This is a genomic window from Psychrobacter sp. AntiMn-1, assembly GCF_001854065.1.
In the GTDB taxonomy this organism is placed as follows: domain Bacteria; phylum Pseudomonadota; class Gammaproteobacteria; order Pseudomonadales; family Moraxellaceae; genus Psychrobacter; species Psychrobacter pacificensis.
The window spans coordinates 730,125-747,802 of the sequence record NZ_CP012969.1 but is presented as its reverse complement, the minus strand read 5'-3'; the positions used below and the strand labels follow the sequence as shown (position 1 = coordinate 747,802).

At 39.0% G+C, this 17,678-nt stretch carries 12 protein-coding genes and 1 other annotated feature; of the genes, 4 read left to right on the top strand and 8 right to left on the bottom strand.

Annotated features, from left to right (window positions below; genetic code table 11):
* Positions 1 to 106 precede the first annotated feature (106 nt).
* Positions 107 to 1,732 (top strand): long-chain-fatty-acid--CoA ligase, encoded by a 1,626-nt coding sequence (locus AOT82_RS02975; RefSeq protein WP_071001754.1) that lies wholly within the window; start codon positions 107 to 109, stop codon positions 1,730 to 1,732.
* Between the two features lie 133 nt (positions 1,733 to 1,865).
* Here the strand turns inward: AOT82_RS02975 and AOT82_RS02970 are convergent, their stop codons facing one another.
* Positions 1,866 to 2,792 carry an IS30 family transposase gene (locus AOT82_RS02970; RefSeq protein WP_025643743.1) on the bottom strand — a complete coding sequence of 309 codons (927 nt, stop codon included), beginning with the start codon at positions 2,790 to 2,792 and terminating at the stop codon, positions 1,866 to 1,868.
* A 233-nt stretch (positions 2,793 to 3,025) separates the two neighbouring features.
* On the opposite strand from AOT82_RS02970, the gene AOT82_RS02965 reads away from it, so the two are divergent.
* From AOT82_RS02965 to AOT82_RS02955, 3 genes are all read left to right on the top strand, one after another.
* Positions 3,026 to 3,586 (top strand): hypothetical protein, encoded by a 561-nt coding sequence (locus AOT82_RS02965; protein ID WP_071001753.1) that lies wholly within the window; start codon positions 3,026 to 3,028, stop codon positions 3,584 to 3,586.
* A gap of 161 nt (positions 3,587 to 3,747) precedes the next feature.
* Complete coding sequence (locus AOT82_RS02960) at positions 3,748 to 5,910, top strand: hypothetical protein (protein WP_156770956.1); 2,163 nt, start codon at positions 3,748 to 3,750, stop codon at positions 5,908 to 5,910.
* Entirely contained in the window at positions 5,903 to 9,163 is a 3,261-nt protein-coding gene (locus tag AOT82_RS02955) for a site-specific integrase (protein WP_071001751.1), read from the top strand. The genes AOT82_RS02960 and AOT82_RS02955 overlap by 8 nt, the downstream gene beginning before the upstream one ends.
* Positions 9,164 to 9,191: 28 nt before the next feature.
* On the opposite strand, the gene AOT82_RS02950 is transcribed toward AOT82_RS02955, so the two are convergent.
* The 7 genes from AOT82_RS02950 to AOT82_RS02910 all read right to left on the bottom strand — a co-directional run bounded on the left by AOT82_RS02950 (position 9,192) and on the right by AOT82_RS02910 (position 17,602).
* Complete coding sequence (locus AOT82_RS02950; protein WP_071001750.1) at positions 9,192 to 9,611, bottom strand: hypothetical protein; 420 nt, start codon at positions 9,609 to 9,611, stop codon at positions 9,192 to 9,194.
* Positions 9,612 to 9,663: 52 nt separating this feature from the next.
* Positions 9,664 to 10,739, bottom strand: a protein-coding gene (locus AOT82_RS02945) for an IS3 family transposase (RefSeq protein WP_379542921.1) whose coding sequence is annotated in 2 segments (ribosomal slippage) — positions 9,664 to 10,518 and positions 10,521 to 10,739 — 1,074 coding nt in all. Because the reading frame shifts where the segments join, the coding sequence is not laid out codon by codon here.
* A gap of 55 nt (positions 10,740 to 10,794) precedes the next feature.
* A complete protein-coding gene (locus AOT82_RS02935; protein WP_071001747.1) occupies positions 10,795 to 11,529 on the bottom strand; it encodes a hypothetical protein in 735 nt (244 codons plus the stop codon).
* Positions 11,530 to 11,835: 306 nt separating this feature from the next.
* Positions 11,836 to 12,135, bottom strand: coding sequence for a hypothetical protein (locus AOT82_RS02930; RefSeq protein ID WP_071001746.1), 300 nt, complete (start codon positions 12,133 to 12,135; stop codon positions 11,836 to 11,838).
* 84 nt (positions 12,136 to 12,219) lie between these two features.
* Positions 12,220 to 13,439 (bottom strand): IS3 family transposase gene (locus AOT82_RS02925; protein ID WP_379542907.1). Its coding sequence is split into 2 segments (ribosomal slippage): positions 12,220 to 13,163 and positions 13,163 to 13,439, totalling 1,221 coding nucleotides; the frame shifts between segments, so codons are not numbered across the junction.
* Positions 13,048 to 13,164, bottom strand: a sequence feature (AL1L pseudoknot). Its footprint overlaps the gene before it by 117 nt.
* 47 nt (positions 13,440 to 13,486) lie before the next feature.
* Positions 13,487 to 17,164 carry an AAA family ATPase gene (locus tag AOT82_RS02915; protein ID WP_071001744.1) on the bottom strand — a complete coding sequence of 1,226 codons (3,678 nt, stop codon included), beginning with the start codon at positions 17,162 to 17,164 and terminating at the stop codon, positions 13,487 to 13,489.
* On the bottom strand, positions 17,165 to 17,602 hold the full coding sequence (locus tag AOT82_RS02910) for a hypothetical protein (protein ID WP_156770955.1): 438 nt from the start codon (positions 17,600 to 17,602) through the stop codon (positions 17,165 to 17,167).
* Positions 17,603 to 17,678 lie beyond the last annotated feature (76 nt).

The following is a 17,678-nucleotide window of genomic DNA, read 5'->3' as shown; positions in this document are numbered from 1 at the left end:
ATGTTCATAGCTGTTTTTTAAACTGCTTTGTAGTATTGAGCGAAGCACTTTATTACAGCAGATAATATCAAATGGCTGATTGTTATTTGAAATAAGGATATTTTATATGTTAGGAAATATGATGTTTAAACCGCTGCTGATTAGCAGTTTAATTGAACATGCTGCACACTACCATGGCGATACAAAGATTTTTTCTAAAGAGGTGGATGGTCACATCGTTGAAACCACATGGCTAGAAATTTCTAAAAATGCAAAAAGGTATGCAAATGCATTAAAAAGTCTAAACCTACAACCGAATGATAGAGTAGCTACAATAGCATGGAACAACCATCGTCATCTAGAATCTTGGTATGCAATTTCTGGCTCAGGTATGATATGTCATACTATTAACCCACGCCTATTTCCTGAGCAATTGACGTATATTATTAATGACGCGAATGATAAGGTTTTAATGTTTGATAAGACATTTGTGGCTTTAATTGCATCTATCCAAGAAGAGATTCCAAACGTCCAACACTTTGTTTGTATGAGCGAAGCAGATCCTGAGATCACTAAGGTTTTGCCAGGCGTAAAATTCTATGATGAGTTAGTTGCAGCACAAAAAGCAAGTTTTGAGTGGCCTGAGTTTGATGAAAATACAGCAAGTTCATTATGTTATACCTCTGGAACTACAGGGAACCCAAAAGGAATTTTATATTCACATCGATCAACGGTTCTACATAGTTTTGTAACCTGCTTCCCTGATACTATTAGTTTATCTTCACGCGAAATTGTCCTTCCCGTAGTTCCGATGTTCCATGTAAATGCATGGGGTATTCCCTATGCATCTGCAATGGTTGGATGTAGCTTAGTACTACCAGGGCCAGATTTAGATGGCAAAAGCTTAGTTGAACTCATTGATCGTTATGACATTACTATGGCTTTGGGTGTACCAACGATTTGGCAAGGGCTTTTAACATATGCTCGAACTTCAGCTACCAAGCTTAAGAGTTTAACAAGAACTGTCGTGGGTGGTTCTTCTTGTCCACCATCAATTATTTCAGAATTTAAGGATCGCTATGCTTGTGACACTATTCATGCATGGGGAATGACTGAAACAAGTCCGCTAGGTACGATTAATCAGTTGAAGGCAAAGCATGGTGAATTGTCTGAAGATGAACAGCTTAAGATCCGTTTATCTCAAGGGCGCCCACCTTTTGGTGTTTCTATCCGTATTACAGACGAAGAAAATGGAACTAATCGTTTAGCTGAGGATGGACGACAGACAGGACACCTACAGATTAAAGGACATTGGATTATTGAGCATTATTATAACAAAGATATGGCCTTACTAACTGAAGACGGTTGGTTTGATACAGGCGATATCGCTTCAATCGATAGTGATGGTTATCTCAGTTTAAGTGATCGTGCCAAAGACTTAATCAAATCAGGAGGTGAGTGGATTTCATCTGCTGAACTTGAAAATATTGCATTAGAACATCCAGGAGTTGCGATGGCAGCTGTAATTGCTGCTGTGCATCCGAAATGGGATGAACGCCCAGTTTTAATTGTAAAAAAACATAGCGAGAATCAAGCTACAGAAGAATGCGTTCTGCAGGTTTATCAGGGAAAAATTGCTAAATGGCAGATACCTGACAAGGTTATCTTTGTTGATGAAATTCCAATTAGCGGTACTGGAAAAATGGTAAAAAAGGATTTACGTGAGAAGTATAGTCGAATTTTATTTGAATAGCTAAGAGGCATGAAACTCCAAGTTTAACCTTCTCAGCTAATAAAAGTATAAAAATCAACAACCTCTTAAAGCTATATTCTTTATAGTTTCAAGAGGTTTTTTTATGCCTTAGATTAACACACCAAGTGCAACGCTAATTAATATTATAGAACGCCTGCATAGGCGTTTTAAACCCTAATCGTTTTCTTGGTCTGTTGTTTAGTTTGTTCTCAATGTCCTGTATTTCATTATCAGAGACTTGTCTAAAGTCACAACCCTTAGGCAAGTACTCTCTGATAAGGCCATTGGTATTCTCGTTGGTTCCTCGCTGCCATGACGCATAAGCATCGGCAAAGAAGAAAGGGCTAAAGAGCTTTTGTTTCACCTTCTTATGCTGAGCAAACTCTTTACCATTGTCAGAGGTAATGGTCTTAACCTGCAACCTCACTGGCGCTAAGAGTTCTATCATTGCCTCTGATACTTGCTGTGCTGTTTTATGACCCACACGCTTCATCTTCAGCAGCCCCGTTTTACGTTCAACGAGCGTGACAATCGCTTGCTTGTGATGCTGACCGATAACGGTATCCGCTTCCCAATCTCCAATACGTGAGCGTTCTTCAACAATACAAGGGCGCTCATGAATCGAGACTCTGTCATTGATACGGCCTCGAGTCTCAGCGGTTAGACGCTGCCGGTATGGTTTTCCTTTACGTCTGAGACACTGCCACAATGTACCGCCCTGCCTCTTATCACGCCAAATATAGCGATAAATGCTCATATGACTGATACCAGCATGAACGCCAGATATTTGCTCAGGACTCCAGTTCTCTTTAAGCTTGTCTGTCACCCATGCCCAGAGGTCAGTCACAATAGTTGTGGCGTTGTTAGCCCGTCTGTCACAAGCCTTGTTATTAGCATGCTTTGCTCGGTAACCTCGTAGGCTTTTATTACGCCTAAGCTCTCTTGATATGGTACTGGGACTTCTGTTTAACACCCTCGCTATAAAATTAATACTATGTTTTGCCCCTTTAAGGGCATAAATCTGGTATCGTTCACCTAGGCTTAGATGTGTATAGCTCATGGTTGCAATCTCACTTTGGTCGGTGGATAAAAACTTTGATGCTAGCGCATCTAGGTCTTTTTTTCACCTTGCATTTGGTATTGCACTTCATGTGTTAATCTAAGTGCCTAAAATAATACTAACTACTTAATAATACTAATTATTTTATGATATTAAGACCGCAATAATAAAGCGTTTGACACCTAAGTGTTCATTAGATAACATGAATTATATTCACTATTTTTGTAAAAAAGATGAAAAATAATAAACTTAAGGTTGGGCAAAAGCTTGCCAATCCTAGTAAGGATGATTTGTATGTACATCCGTATGCTAGAGCCGCGTTATGTGTTTGGCAGAGATTGAGACCTAAAACGACTTATATCAATACGAAGTTTTTGGATAACTTCTACCGTCCACCACTGCGCTTGGTTGATGGAGGAAGCGGTACTTTCTATTTCTTTAATGATTTCCAAAGAGTCGATCAGGTCTTAAGGTTCGAGAATAATAGGGATTATCCATGCTTGATAATCCCTGAAAGTATTAAAGACGTTCAGCAGCTCGCATGGATGGAGGTCATAGACTTGATGTTCTTGAAAGGCATTCATCATCCTGATTTGTTTAAAGCGCTTAAAAGCACTGCACCTCAAAGTGTAATATGTCAGCTTATGGGGGTTAGGCAACTGACTGTAAGGGAGTATTGCCATTTTGCAGGTATTAGCCAGAGTAGTTATGAATATCGCCAATGTAAGTTTGCACTAGAAGAGCGTGTTCTAGGTATTCCTCAAAGTATGAGCTGGTTGAGTGGTGCACCCTAATGAATATAAAGCAGTTTGATAACAGCGAATTACAGAGGGTTTTAGATCATCTAGTGCCACTTGATTCACCGTACTGTATAAAAGTACAAACCTTGATTATTAATACTCTTTATATTAATCCAGGCTTCTGCCTACATATTGGTAAGCAGGCCAACATAGATATGCCAGTATTTGCATCGTCTGAATGTGAAGCTATTGCCAGGGAAGTCGTCAAAGAGAAAAAGATCGAGGCTTGGGCAGTCACTTATATGCTGGTCTTGTTTTACCAGATGTATGGCCAAGCACGTAGGGATGATGAAGCATGGCAGTTTATGAGTGCATATCTGCAGATAATTATAATGATTGCTATACGTAAGGATGAGCACTCTGCCAAAGTCAGTCAGCTAAGTGTGCGTCTAAGGATGGGGTTAAAGGACAATAACCCACAGTCTGAGATTGTTAAAAAACTGTTTGATATCCATGCTCAACGTGCTTCACTGAAGAATGCACTAGAAGCATTACGCGTATATGAAGCTAAGATAAGAAGTGATGAAGAGTCAGGCAAAGTGGTTAATCAAAAGTTGGCGGGTAAAATTGGTCAAATAAGACTTGCCTATGAAGTGATTGCAGATAATAAAGCGTTTGTGGGTAAAACCTATACCAACTCACAAAACAATAAATTTAGCAAAGAACACACTAATAAGCGATACCTTGATTGTACTGATGAACCATTAAGAGCAACAGTATTCGGCAAACCCCATAAAAATGATAACGTGGCGGACGCTGAAAATACTGCTGATGATGACCCGCCTGCGCTTCTAGACAATGACTTTAAGCCTTCCAGGACAACCGCTAAATCCTCAGAATTACAGCAATGGAAGCTAAAAAACAACTATCGACATGCCCGCCGTAACCAGTTTTATTTTCCTACTAATTTACGTCAGCTAAGTCTACTGAGCTATCAGATGTTATTTGCTCGGGTGTGGCAGATTTTTGGCGTTGTCAGCTATAAACAGCGTCGGGTTTATGCCGTTATATTACTATCAATGCTAAGTGGTCGGAAGGTCCAAGACGTGATTTATGAGCTGGCGTTGGATAAAAGTCAGCGCAAGTGGTTGAGTCATGAGAGCGGTTCGGCTGCTGATAGTTATGCTATGAGTAATACTATTAACGTAACTTCAAATCGTAGAAGCCACTTATTGCCACATCGTCAAAGCCATGATAATGAATTTAAATTACCTCTGCCAGCGAGGCTACAAGCAGTTATTGAAAATAAGTTTTCGGTGGATGGCGATGAAGTGTCTGAAGTGCTGGCAAGCTTGAAAGTGCAACTAGAGCTACCGGTGTTATCAAATCAGCATATTGACGCTTGTTTATATACAGTTATAAAGAATGAGCTGCAAGAGTCATTACATGCCGACATGATTACTGGAGTTGATGTGAAACACAGCTCGCCCTTGTACTACACCAGTATTGAGACAATAAGCTTAGAGAAGACTTACTACAGCGCCATACAACTATTGACCGAATACTGTACTGCGGACAGCCAAGGTGAGCTGCGACAGCTTAGTATGTCTAGCACGAAAAGCAATCGTTATAAAAAATATATTGGTAGTGACATGACTTTAAATATTGATATCTGCCAAAGATTTTTTGATGAGCTTGCTGAAGCAACTGAGAGTTATAACGGTCGATTAAAGCGGAACGTAAGCATAAGGCAGGACCGTTATATTGAGCAGTTCAATGCTTATGGTATCTGGCTATGGCATATCATCTTTATTCAGACTGGGATTAGACCCGTAAAGCACGCACCTGGGCTTTTAAATCAGTTTGACTTTAGGCAGCGGCTGTTATGGGTATCGGATAAAGAAGAACGTCAGGGACAAGGGCAGGGAAGGCTTATTCCTCTTAGTGATTTCTTAATCATAGCGATTCAAAATTATATTGAATATATCAAGCAATTTGCGGTCATGCATAATTCTATATATCCCAATGATCAATTTCCTATAAATAACATTTTGAACTCTAGTCAGCCACTCATTCAGCTATTTAGCCAAAATCCAAAAGGCTTTACCGGTATTACGCCTAGTAAGGTTCGCTATCAGATAAAACACTTTTTTAGTCATCAAGATAATTGGCTTAGACATCAATTACGCTCACTACTAACGAATAAGTCTCCTGAGCATTTGATCTGCGCCCTATATGGTCATGAACATCCAGATCAGGAGGCTATGCATCCCATGTCGTCATTATCCATTAATGAGCTAAAAGCGTTATCCGCTGACTTAGAGAAAGTTGCAGTTGAGCTTAATCTACGACAAGTTGAGGTGAATATATATGGATAATGCCGTTGCTCATCAGTTAAGAGAAGAAAATAAAAGCAAAAGTCATGAGAGTATCAAAAATGAGGCGAAAGTTTTGATAGCGTCTTATGTTGATGACAATCACATACCCACAGGAACAGACCTAACTGAATACTATCAAACCATTGGTAGCATACTTGAGGTGCATTTTGATACTGCGCATAGCTATCACTTAGCCAGACAAGGATTTTTAGAATACATACGGAGTTATAACAAAGCTCATGAACTGAGTATGGATGAACCAGTTGTGCCAGTCATAGCAGAGCGTGATCATTTAACAATATCCTATGATTGGATGGTAAGTGGTGCTCAAGTAAGCCTTGCTAGCCAGCAAATAATTGAGATATGGCAACGGAAAAGAAGGTTCTCAAACAATGATTTGATTGAGTCAGTGCTCTACTGTAGCGTGATGTATGGGGGATTGAATGACATAGATGTGTTAAAAGCACTGTATCAATGGCTCCTAGGCGAACGTGACATATATCAATTGCAGCTACCAGCAACTGATGAATTACCAGATTCAGGTGTCAGCAGCGAGAGTTTGGCGCTAATCTTGCTCAGTATTGATGATGACAATTACGGTTGTTCTTATACGCAAAGTCATACCTCAGAGGATGTATCTGCTACAAGCTTACAGCGCTATGTAGAGTACATACCTGATGATATGACACTTTGCTTTTTATACGCGCTAAAAGATAAAAAGTTAAAAAAAGAAAATGTGAAGTCGTTTGAAACCATTATCAGTGATATTTGTAAGAAGCTAAAACTACAAAATAAAGATAAAAGTAAACCGCATTTATCACAGTTAATAAAATACGCTGACTATCATTGGCGGCAAATGAAAGGAGGCGATATAGACACTGCACTGGCTATTGTTAGACAGGGCAAGATTAAAACGACGGGCTTAACCACAAATAAGCTTATTAATTATAATCAAGAGGTGATTAACTCAAATCTACAGCCGCTCACTTGGGAAGAGTTATTTGTAGCAAGCTTTTCAGAATCTGACGAAAAGGGTACCAATAGTAGGGAGTATCCAAATTTTAGTAAGAATCTCATTAAAGAGGTTCAAGATGCCCTTAAAGGCAGTAAAGCATCAGCTATTACGCAAGTAGAGTTGTTACAACAGGGGTTTACCCAGCCTAATGCCATGCGTCTCTTAGGATGGGTCAGAAGCTTGTTGAGTGATAGTAACAACAGGTTAGATACCATTAGTAAATATCTGGGATGTATTGGTCGGGATTGGCTGATGCTAACAATGGATGAGAATCTTGATGAATGGTCTGGTGAGGACTTTGAAGCTGTATATGAGGAGATCATTCAAAGTAAGATTAAGGATGGAAGAAAGCAGTCTATTTTAAACAAAGAATCAGACTTTGGCGAAGACAATCTAGATACGGATGATGATTTAGTTGGCTGTGCAGACGATGTGTTAAGTCAAGGTAGTCTCAATGTCTTGAATAATGTGTATTTAAAGAAAAATAAAGTTTCATATCTGGATAAGCTCAAAGATACTCAAAAATTTACTTATGGCAGACTACGAGCTTTCCATGATTATCAGCGAGCGCACTATAATGCGCCATTTGTGTATTTCCCGTGGGGTAATAAACGCCAAGTGGTAAATGCGAACATGATATCACCTCGGATATATCATGCGATGAAAGAGTATCTGGTCAACTCGGATTTAGGCGATGAACAGAAAAACCTGTGCTTAGTAGTCTTAAGTCTTGCGTATCGGACAGGGTTGCGAATCAAAGAACTTATCGGTGTTAAAGTTCGTGATATAGCTGACATCTATATTGATGAGCATGGACAACGAATAGAGCAGCCACAAATATGGTTAAGACCAAATCGCTATCGGAGATTGAAAAGTAGCAGCGCAAGCCGCCTTATACCCATTAACTGCCTACTTAAGAAAGACGAGCTAAAACAACTTATTCAGTTATATCGTCAGCAGAAAAGATTGAAGCGTCGTTACTTTTTTTCTCAAGGTTCAGGCGATCAGCCATTACCCAGTGTGGTTTTTAGTAATCTCATGAAGTTAATTTGGGACAGATTGCTAGGAAAGCACGACTTCACATTTCATAGCTTTAGGCATACTGCGATTAGTCAGCTGGCGTTAGTACTAAGTAAGTCGCCATTGGCACAGGTGATGACTGATTATGATAATGAGCAGTGCGAAAAAGTAATAAAAGGCGTCCTTGGCTATCACAAGGATCAAGGCTCCTGGTTTGGGCTGGCTAGCTTTGCAGGGCATTTAACGTGCGACACAACCTTCGAGCATTATATTCATACTGCTCATCTGCTGGCAGGGGAACAGCTCAGTAACGCTTACTTAGAGCTACCTATAACCGTTTTAGACTTAATAACAGGACTAGATTATTCTGTTATATATAGACAAGACAAAACTGCTTATGATGCAACGACAAAGACGGTGCAGCTAAATAAGATAAGATCATACTTTGTTAAAAAAACAGCTGTTAATAAAACACGATTATTTAAGAATATAGATCAACCTGATAACAATACTAGCCAGCAACTGTTGAATAGTAATTTGGATGACTTTAAAGAGTCGAATGCAAATTCAATTTTCATTCATCCTAAATATGCGGACGTCATAGGTTTTCTAGAGCAGATGCAGGAGTTAAAAGAAAACTCTCGAGATCAGCTGTTACCTGAAGTTGCTATTAGACATGGTATAAGTCTAAATGACTCTAAATGTTTATACCTGCGCGCTAGTGAGCTGTTCGACGATGACAGGCTATTACTAGGTAGGCCTAAAGGTAGTAAGAATCAGGAAGTAATAATTAGAGCATTAGATAGAGCATATCAGATGTCTATAAAGGATCCTGAGAAGTTGAGAGTATTTATTGAGATATTTGCGCATAAGCATAACTTAAATAACTCATCGATCCATTTTGGTATTAAGGAGACCCAGATTGAGATGCTACAGAGTTTTATGCTAGTAGGTTGTCAGCTTATTGATGCCAGTCATTGGCAGGTGAGGGCATATAGCGAGCAAGTTGTAAGTGATGTTAAAAAAGACTTGAGTCTGAACAGCTCAATACGTGTCGGTGCACGTGAGAGTTTTCATGGCTATGAAGTAAGGGTTGTACAGAAAAAACGTAAACACTCTGACAAAAACTTGGCTACCACTAATCACTATTATGCGTCATCGGGGGTGCTTAAATATCTAGGATATCTGTTGATGGTACTAACAAAAAATAAAGTATAGAGTTTAGAGCTATTTATAGCTAGCTTATTCAATTAACCTTGATGCTTCTAAACAATTCGCTTTGTTGTAGTGAAGCACTTCGTCTATCACCTTGGTCAATCAGCCAGTCAATAATTCGTAAGAGCTTCTTACCAGTCTCTAAATCTAAAGGATTGTCCCTTTCTGCAAGGAATTGCACCAGTTCAGCTATACGAGAATACAATGTGCTACCTTGCCAGCCTACAAGCTTAGGCTTAGATATGACGGTTAAGACTTGATCTGCGAAAACTTCAGCAGGATAGTCATTTTTGGCATGGTCGCATAATTGCACAAAGTTTTGCATTACAGCACCAACCCAACCAGCTTCACGAACCAATTTATTAATTATGGGCATTACCAAATGAATGTCAGTCCAGTTACCATTTGCGAATCGTTTAGCACTATCAAATTGAGTGATGCGAGTAAACATTAACGTCTCTATGTAAATACCCCATTCTTAACACAACATCATCGTAGAATTGTTAAGCCACCTGCCTGTACTCAGCAGGTGTCATATCATTAAGTGAATCATGGGGTCTTTCGTTGTTATAAACCTTGATCCAGTCTTCAGTCAGCATATTGACCTCGTTTAAATTGTTGAAAAGGTAGCAATCTAAAACCTCATTGCGATAACTGCGATTAAACCGTTCAATATAAGCGTTCTGATAAGGACAGCCAGGCTCGATATAATCAATATAGATGCCATGAGCTGATGCCCAATCAGTGAATACCCTGGATGTAAACTCACTGCCGTTATCCACACGAATTTGCTTAGGATAACCATGCCACTCAGCCAGCTGATCAAGGTAGCGAATCACTCGGAGTGAGGGAATACTGGTACCAATATCAATGCCTAATACCTCACGGTTATAATCATCAATCACATTAAAGGTTCGAAAGCGAATATTGTTGTGTAGTCTGTCGCTCATGAAGTCCATTGACCATGTATGCCCCAATGCATTTGGCACACTTAGCGGCTGAGGGTTACGTGTTGGTAAGCGTTTTTTAGACTTGCGGCGTAGGTTTAAGTTTAACGCTGTATAAACTCGATGTACGCGCTTATGATTCCATGAATAGCCAAGCTTACGTATACGTTTAAAGCACTTTGGAAAGCCCCAGCGATTGTGCTTGTCAGTAAGCTCATTTAAGACATCAACAATCTCACTATCATCAAATAGCTTAGGCTTATAGTAGTAAGCGGTTCGACTCATGCAGACCACCTGACAACTCACTGCAATGCTGACATCATACTGCGCCTGTAATTCTTGCGCCCAGACTTTGCGCTCGGGTACAGGCGCTATAGCTTTTTTATGATCTCTTCCTGCATTTGCGCTTTGAGGCTTAAATCAGCATACATCTGTTTGAGCCTACGGTTTTCTTCTTCAAGCTCTTTTAATCGCTTAACATCAGAAGCTTCCATACCACCGTACTTGGAGCGCCATTTATAGAAAGTCGAGCTAGCAATCCCGTATTTACGGCACAGCTCTTTAGCAGGTATTCCAGCTTCTGCTTCTTTTAAAATGGATACTATTTGGGTCTCAGTCATTCGTTTGCTCATATCAAAACTCCTTATGGGTATTTTATAAGAAATTCTACGTTTGAGCTGTGTTATTTTAGGGGATAGTTACATCTAGTGCATTATTTTTGAATACATCAAACTCTCCAATGCGATAGCTATTTGTGTTCAACTCTTCGACCTGCAAGAATCTTTCCATACAGTGTTCAAGTATTCTTACAATATCTTCTGATGCAACGATCTCGTCATATAGATTGCAGCTGCAATAGCTGATTAAAGGTTCTATAAGTTGCCAACCTTCTTGAGATTTTAGGTTCAATATAGGCTTTACAAACCTATGATAAGTCACGTTGAATGGCAATACTCCACAGATTGTACCAATGATATTACATAGAGCATCTGAGAATTCATAAAGACTGCCATGGTTGCCTTTGTGATTAGACTGTTCAGACCATGAAGGCTCAATTAGCTCAATAGTCCAATTAATTAAATTCTCTATAAAACTTAGAAGTTCTTCTTTGAATTCTGACTGTAGTAATTCCTTAATAGGTAGCTGCTTTAAGATATGACTCAAAAAAGTAGTATCCCATTGTTCATCAGATCTTTCCCACTTTATAGCGTCAAAAGACTTATTTAAAGAATAGTTCAAAGAAGGTCTATATTTTTCCTGTTCCAACTCAACCCAAGGACTTCCACATTTTGGAAGTTCAATGAATTGTTTATCAGACTCATAATATTCAGCTAAAATAGATTCTATACTCTGTAACTCCACATTTATTTTAGCTGTATCATCTGAGTTACAATTACGATATTTCAAATGATTATGACTCATTGATATAGCTATGAATATAGCGGAGTAACTGAGTTTTCTATCAACTTCATATAATGAGAGACATTCGTTTAAAGCTGATATGGATATTTCATTTACTGGACTCGCAATAATGCATAATATTTGGATTTTTGAGTTATCATCAGCTGTATCAAATTTTATTTCAGAAGCTAGGGCGTGTCCCTATTTTAAAAATGGTGATAAAGATAATATAAATCGCAGACAAACAAGGAAAATAGCTGGTTAATATCGAGATATTGACTAGCTATTTGACGCCGTTTGTCAAAGATTTAGCTATTTTTAGCCCATTTAGTGATAAACGTTTGAATTAGGGACACGCCCTAGTGCTTTACTAGCAAATATCTTTGGATGAAATGTAAGTTTTGCTTCTGGGGTGCTGCACTCATATGAGTTAAATGGTAAATCTAATATTTTATTTATTACCTCGCGTGCCCATTCTAAATCTGTATCAGCTAGCGCTTCTCTAAAGCATAAGGCCATCGTTGCTACGGCGACAACAGCATTTTGTTTCATGCGTTTATGAGTAGATTCCTCGGTCCATCCTTCACAACCATCTTCAAAGAGCTCTAGCTCATCGTATTGTTTCATAAACTCTAGAGCAGATTGAATAGAATATCCTTCTACAATGGAGTCTGAACCGCCCCGACTATATCGGAGAGTGATTTACTTGAGTCAGGCAGCGATGCCTGACAGGGTTAAATTATCGTAATACCGCTTTTCAAACTCAAAAGGTGACACATAACCAATCGTGCTATGCAGACGTGTTTTATTAAACCAGTCCACCCATTCAAGGGTTGCCAGTTCAACATCATTAACGCCAGTCCAATTCTCCTTTAAATAGTCAATTACCTCAGATTTATACAGCCCGTTAACCGTTTCAGCCAGTGCGTTATCGTATGAATCACCAGTCGTGCCGACCGAGGCAATGATGCTAGAGTCCTTCATCTTATCAGTATAACGAATGGATAAGTACTGAACCCCGCGATCACTGTGATGAATCACATCTTTGGGGTTGTTCCTGTCTGCTATCGCCTGATTTAGCGCAGCCATAACCATATCCGTGTTCATGCGATTAGATACTTTCCAACCGACAATGCTACGGGCAAACACGTCAATAATAAAAGCGGTATATACCCAGCCGCTAGTTGTTTTTATATAGGTGAAGTCAGCTACCCATAGCTGATTAGGACGATGGGCATTAAAATTACGATTAATCAGGTCATCAGAGCATTTTTGGTCATCACGGCTATTGGTGGTGATCTTGCCCTTACCGCGCCAGATGCCTTGCATACCATACTGCTTCATTAAACGCTCTACCGTACAACGAGCCACATGAATACCATCTGCCTTCATCTGCTGCCAGACTTTACGAACACCGTAACGGCATTTACTGTCCTGCCAGATGCGTTTAATCTCGTTGATATAATAATCGTCATGCTGCTGACGCAACGAGCGCTTTTCAGGGTAACTCTCCAAGTCTTTAGTACGGTAGTAGGTTGATGGGGCAATCGGTAGTACTCTACAGATTGGCTCGATCCCGTATTTCTGCTTGTGATCATCGATAAATGTGACCATTATTTCGGTGGACGGTCGAGCTCCGCCTGGGCGAAAAAAGCGGCTGCCTTACGTATGATCTCATTGGCCTGTTTGAGTTCTTTGTTCTCACGTTCAAGATCTTTAATACGTTGCTCTTGGCTTTGAGCTTGTACCGATGCAGGGATAGTTTGATCTATATGCTTCTTGTGCCATGAGCGCAGGGTTTCAGGCGTGCAGCCAATCTTAGGGGCAATGGCTTGAATGGCTGCCCATGTGGAGGGATAGTCGTTTGCTGCTTCGATCAGCATACGGACGGCGCGTTCTTTAATCTCAGGAGTGTAGGTTTGTCTTTTCATTGTCGTATTCTCTCAGAATGTTAAGTCTCCGACAATACCGGGGCGGTTCAGTCTTGTAAAAGAGATTTATGAGCCCAATAGGCTATATTATTAAAACTAAGAAAATCTACACTTTTCTTCTGTTCTTCTATGTTTTTGCTATTATTCAAAGAAGGGCTATGATGCGAAATAGTGACTATACTTTCGTTTTCAGTAGGCTGAACTATATAAGTAGCTTCATCTGCATATTCGGCATAAAATTTAGCTCGTTCTATTAATCTTTTAGTAACTACTGCATTATCCATCTGTTCTTCGAAATTGTATGGTAGAAAGTTTGCAAGTCCAATTAATCTTTTTTTGATCTCCTCACTAAATTTAGAAAAAACGAATGCACTTAGTAAATTTGACAAGCAAAATTTATAGCTTTTCCTGTCTGACGATGAACCACGTATATCTTGAGTAAATCGATAGTAATCTAGATCAAGCACCTTTTGATTCGTCACCAAAGGAAATACAGTTTTGCTAATGCACTGTTGTTCAAGAGCAAGTACAGATACAACACTTAGGATAGCTACTGATTCATGATCTTTAGTTATTTTTTGAATTAACTCGTCTAGATTCGCACCCGCTTCTAACTGCTCAAAACACCACTTTTCTAAGGTCATAAATGCTGATGACAATGTATCATTTATCCAGTATGGACGTGACCAAATATATTCTTTCTCATTGCCCCAGAATGCTTGAGATCCCCAAGGAAATTCTAATGTAATAGGAATTGGTGTGAGCTTTTCATCTGATAGCTCATGAAGCTGTCGCCAAGCCTTATTAGCATGGTTTGATAGCGCTGTAATTAGTCTTAAGCCAGAGTCGGGAGCATATTTTAATAATGAATGGAATGGCTCTTTGATTGGAGAGGAAGGATAGAAGCCAATAAAGTCACTGTTAATAGCAAGGCTTTTCCAGTCACTGTCGCTAACGACTTCAGTTGGAAATGGACTTAAAAACATTGCTCTACGTTGAAGTAGTTTTTTTTGCTTATCAGTAAGCTCTTCTTGTGGAATGCTATTTAATTCCAACCAATACTCTTGAGATCGTTTTCGTTCTTCACAGTCACGTTTATATTTATCTAATGGTAATTCACACAATAATTTTTTTAAGCAAAACTCAACAATTAGGTCAGCATGTTTTTGTACTATAAATCCAGATAATTGGATTATATGTTTGAAAATCTCATTAGGTATTTCATCTAGATCGAGTAGCCTATTCAAATAGGTTTGAATGAAAGTTGGATTAGAATTTGCTGAAACTATAATCAAATTACGTAGCGCATCTTTAAATCCTGTTATGTCATTAACTAATTGCCAGTTATGAGTACTAGGATGATCTTTTATCCCTTCGATTTCAGATAGCCAATCTAAAGCTATTTGTAATATTTTGGATGAAAACTCAATAACAACCTGTGAAGGCTGTGTAGCGTTTTCAAAATTTATTGCTAGGTTTTGAAAAACTTTAAAGACATCGACAACTCTTGGATATATGTTTTCTGGCAATGAAGGAGTATCTTCTAATATAAAAATAATAACTTGAAACCATAGGGTTAAATCAGTCGGCCACGCAAGAGAGGTAGCAACTTTTATATCTTTGGAAGTAGCAAGTATCAGCGGGTTTGGCTGTGTCTTTTCTGCTTGAAACCAAACCAATAACTTCTCATAGAGATCATAGTCGTTTTCAGCCAGTTTGCCTCTAAATTGACCACTGTATTGTGCTGTATTTGGATGGCTGATAGCACCTAATAGCCAAGCTCGCAACCATTGTGAACGAAGTGTTTTAAACTTTGGGTTTTCTATTGCTATAGACCACTCTTCGTCCTGGAGCTTCTGCTGAGCCAATAACTCAACAACTCTAGCAATAGCAGGAGGTTGACCGAACGCTTCAATTTTATCAAGCCATGCATCATCAGCTTCAAATAGGTTGTACAATAATGACCATTCAAAAAAGATATCATGAGCAAAATCTACTACAGATTTTCTATTATCGACTCTAATCACACCGTCGCTGTTTAGTTCATCTAATTCCGAATTGCTATTAAGCGATCTTCTTTTTACGGGCTTACTAAGATTTTTTACCTTACGCTCAGCTAATTCTAGTAAAGCGTTCTGTCTATCTATAACTTTTTGACTCGTCGCACTATATCCACCACGTTTCCACCATTCATGAATCAAATCCAGTTCAGACTCTGGGGATGTATCGTTTGATAAACTTAGCGTAGATAGAACCTTTGCAAAAAATGGAGTTCTAGTGACATGCTTCACGTTTTCAGAAGAACTAAAAAGTAAGCTTCTTAAATTTGGAAACTGTGTTGAGAGAATATTGGCTTCATTATCATCTAATTTATTGACAGTGACGTTACCAATTGAAGCCTGCTTAAGAACAGACCCAAGCCATGTTCTTAGCGGCTCTAGCCCTGTCTCACGTAAGGTAACGACTATTTTCCACTTTATTAACAATGGGTCATTTAAAATTAAGCTTATTAACTCTTCGATAATTGGTCGATGCTGATTGTCTACACGGTCAATACCATCAATAAATAAGATAGGTGTGCCTGCTGATTGAATTTCAACTAATAGATCTTTTAAATTATGAGTTGAAGGTATCCCAGAGCTTTGAGCGTATTGAGACCAATTTTTACCGACCAATTGATTAGACTTTAAAAACAACACAAACGAGCTATTCAAATAACCTTCAACTACTTGACGTAGCAGAGCCGACTTGCCAGTACCCGGCATACCAGTTATTTGAATAAAGCGTTTTGATTTAATCTTTTCAGTAAACTCTAGTTTTAAACCAGTCCTATCTAAACTATACCCATCAATATCGCTTTGAATTTGATGCAAGTAAGTATTCGTAAGCTCTTTTATCTTTGCAATCTGCTCTTCAAAAGTTCTACCTTCTTTGAGTTTAACCACCTTACTTAACTCGTGGACCAACCGAACCCTATCAAACTGACCCGCTTTCCCTGCAGACTCTCTTCCTAACTCGTAAACATAAGACCAGACCAATACGGGCGATACAATACTATTGGTAGGTAACTGTGATTGAATCTGCTGTTCTGCTATATGTGCATCAACTTCACCATCATGTAAGAAGTCAAACCTGACAATAATAAAATGTTTTAGAAAGTCATGCTTTTCAGTAGGTGCTAACGGGGCAGCAGAGAACTCATCCAATAGCTGATATACCACTTCTTTAATAGCTTTAATATCCGCACTGGCATTCCCATTAGTGCTAAACCGTTGCTCAAAGTGCTCAATATCGCCACTTTCAACAGCTATATGACAAAGAAACCCTAAATCACGAAATTTAGCAGAGGATATCTCATTAACCGCCACTCCGTACTTATCTACATCATCATTAAAACTAGCATCTTGGTAGCTGGCAAGGCTGTCACGAATAATATCTCTAAAGTTTTTATTGCTTTGAGCAGAGCTAATCGTGAGGTCACGTTTGACCTGTAAACTAGTGGTTCCAATTCGACCTGATGCATCTTTCCACTTTATTATGACGTCATCTAAAGGGTAGCCAAAGTCTCTTTGCTGGCCAGCTACATTTACTACCGTACCATCACAGCCGGGCGCACTCGCTTCAGCTAGTAATGCAGTTAAATAGAAAGCCATGACATGACCTTCATAGGTAAAGCCATCACCACCGGCAAGCTCTGGAGACTGTGAAGTGTTTTTATTTTTCATCTATACGAATCTTACCTCTGGCAGTGGGTCTGTTTTGGCTTCTTCAGTTATCCTTTTTAACTCACTGTTTGAATTATTTTTTAGTAATTCACGAGCAAGCTTTATACATTCAGATCTAACCGAAGTGACGTTAATGGCTAAATGACTGGTTGGATTTACGTTTTCGTAGGCAGTACCATCAAAAATGATTGGAACCACTTCAATTAATGTTGAGACGTTTTCGTTACTTAAGTATTTTAGAGAGTATAGGTTATTTGCAGTATATATTAGTGTTGTAAGCCCATTAGTACGGCTCAAGTTTATTGAATAAATTAATTTTGAGATCAATGGCTTTAATGCATCGTTAAAGTCAAATTTACACCAGTTCAGTAAAGCATTTGCTGACGATACAACTTTTCTTATATCTTCTTTATAAAAACCTTCACGTATATCTTTCATAAGAGTATCAAAAGCCGTATCAAATTTCTTAGAGAAAAATATGAATGAAGACAATACCTCAAAGGTCTCCGTCTTC

Bases quoted from the DNA above. Each gene is read 5' to 3' on its own strand.
- AOT82_RS02970 (WP_025643743.1), bottom strand. From the start codon at position 2,792: ATGAGCTATACACATCTAAGCCTAGGTGAACGATACCAGATTTATGCC.
- AOT82_RS02955 (WP_071001751.1), top strand. From the start codon at position 5,903: ATGGATAATGCCGTTGCTCATCAGTTAAGAGAAGAAAATAAAAGCAAA.
- AOT82_RS02960 (WP_156770956.1), top strand. From the start codon at position 3,748: ATGCCAGTATTTGCATCGTCTGAATGTGAAGCTATTGCCAGGGAAGTC.
- AOT82_RS02950 (WP_071001750.1), bottom strand. From the start codon at position 9,611: ATGTTTACTCGCATCACTCAATTTGATAGTGCTAAACGATTCGCAAAT.
- AOT82_RS02910 (WP_156770955.1), bottom strand. From the start codon at position 17,602: ATGAAAGATATACGTGAAGGTTTTTATAAAGAAGATATAAGAAAAGTT.
- AOT82_RS02975 (WP_071001754.1), top strand. From the start codon at position 107: ATGTTAGGAAATATGATGTTTAAACCGCTGCTGATTAGCAGTTTAATT.
- AOT82_RS02915 (WP_071001744.1), bottom strand. From the start codon at position 17,164: ATGAAAAATAAAAACACTTCACAGTCTCCAGAGCTTGCCGGTGGTGAT.
- AOT82_RS02965 (WP_071001753.1), top strand. From the start codon at position 3,026: ATGAAAAATAATAAACTTAAGGTTGGGCAAAAGCTTGCCAATCCTAGT.
- AOT82_RS02935 (WP_071001747.1), bottom strand. From the start codon at position 11,529: ATGAGTCATAATCATTTGAAATATCGTAATTGTAACTCAGATGATACA.
- AOT82_RS02930 (WP_071001746.1), bottom strand. From the start codon at position 12,135: ATGAAACAATACGATGAGCTAGAGCTCTTTGAAGATGGTTGTGAAGGA.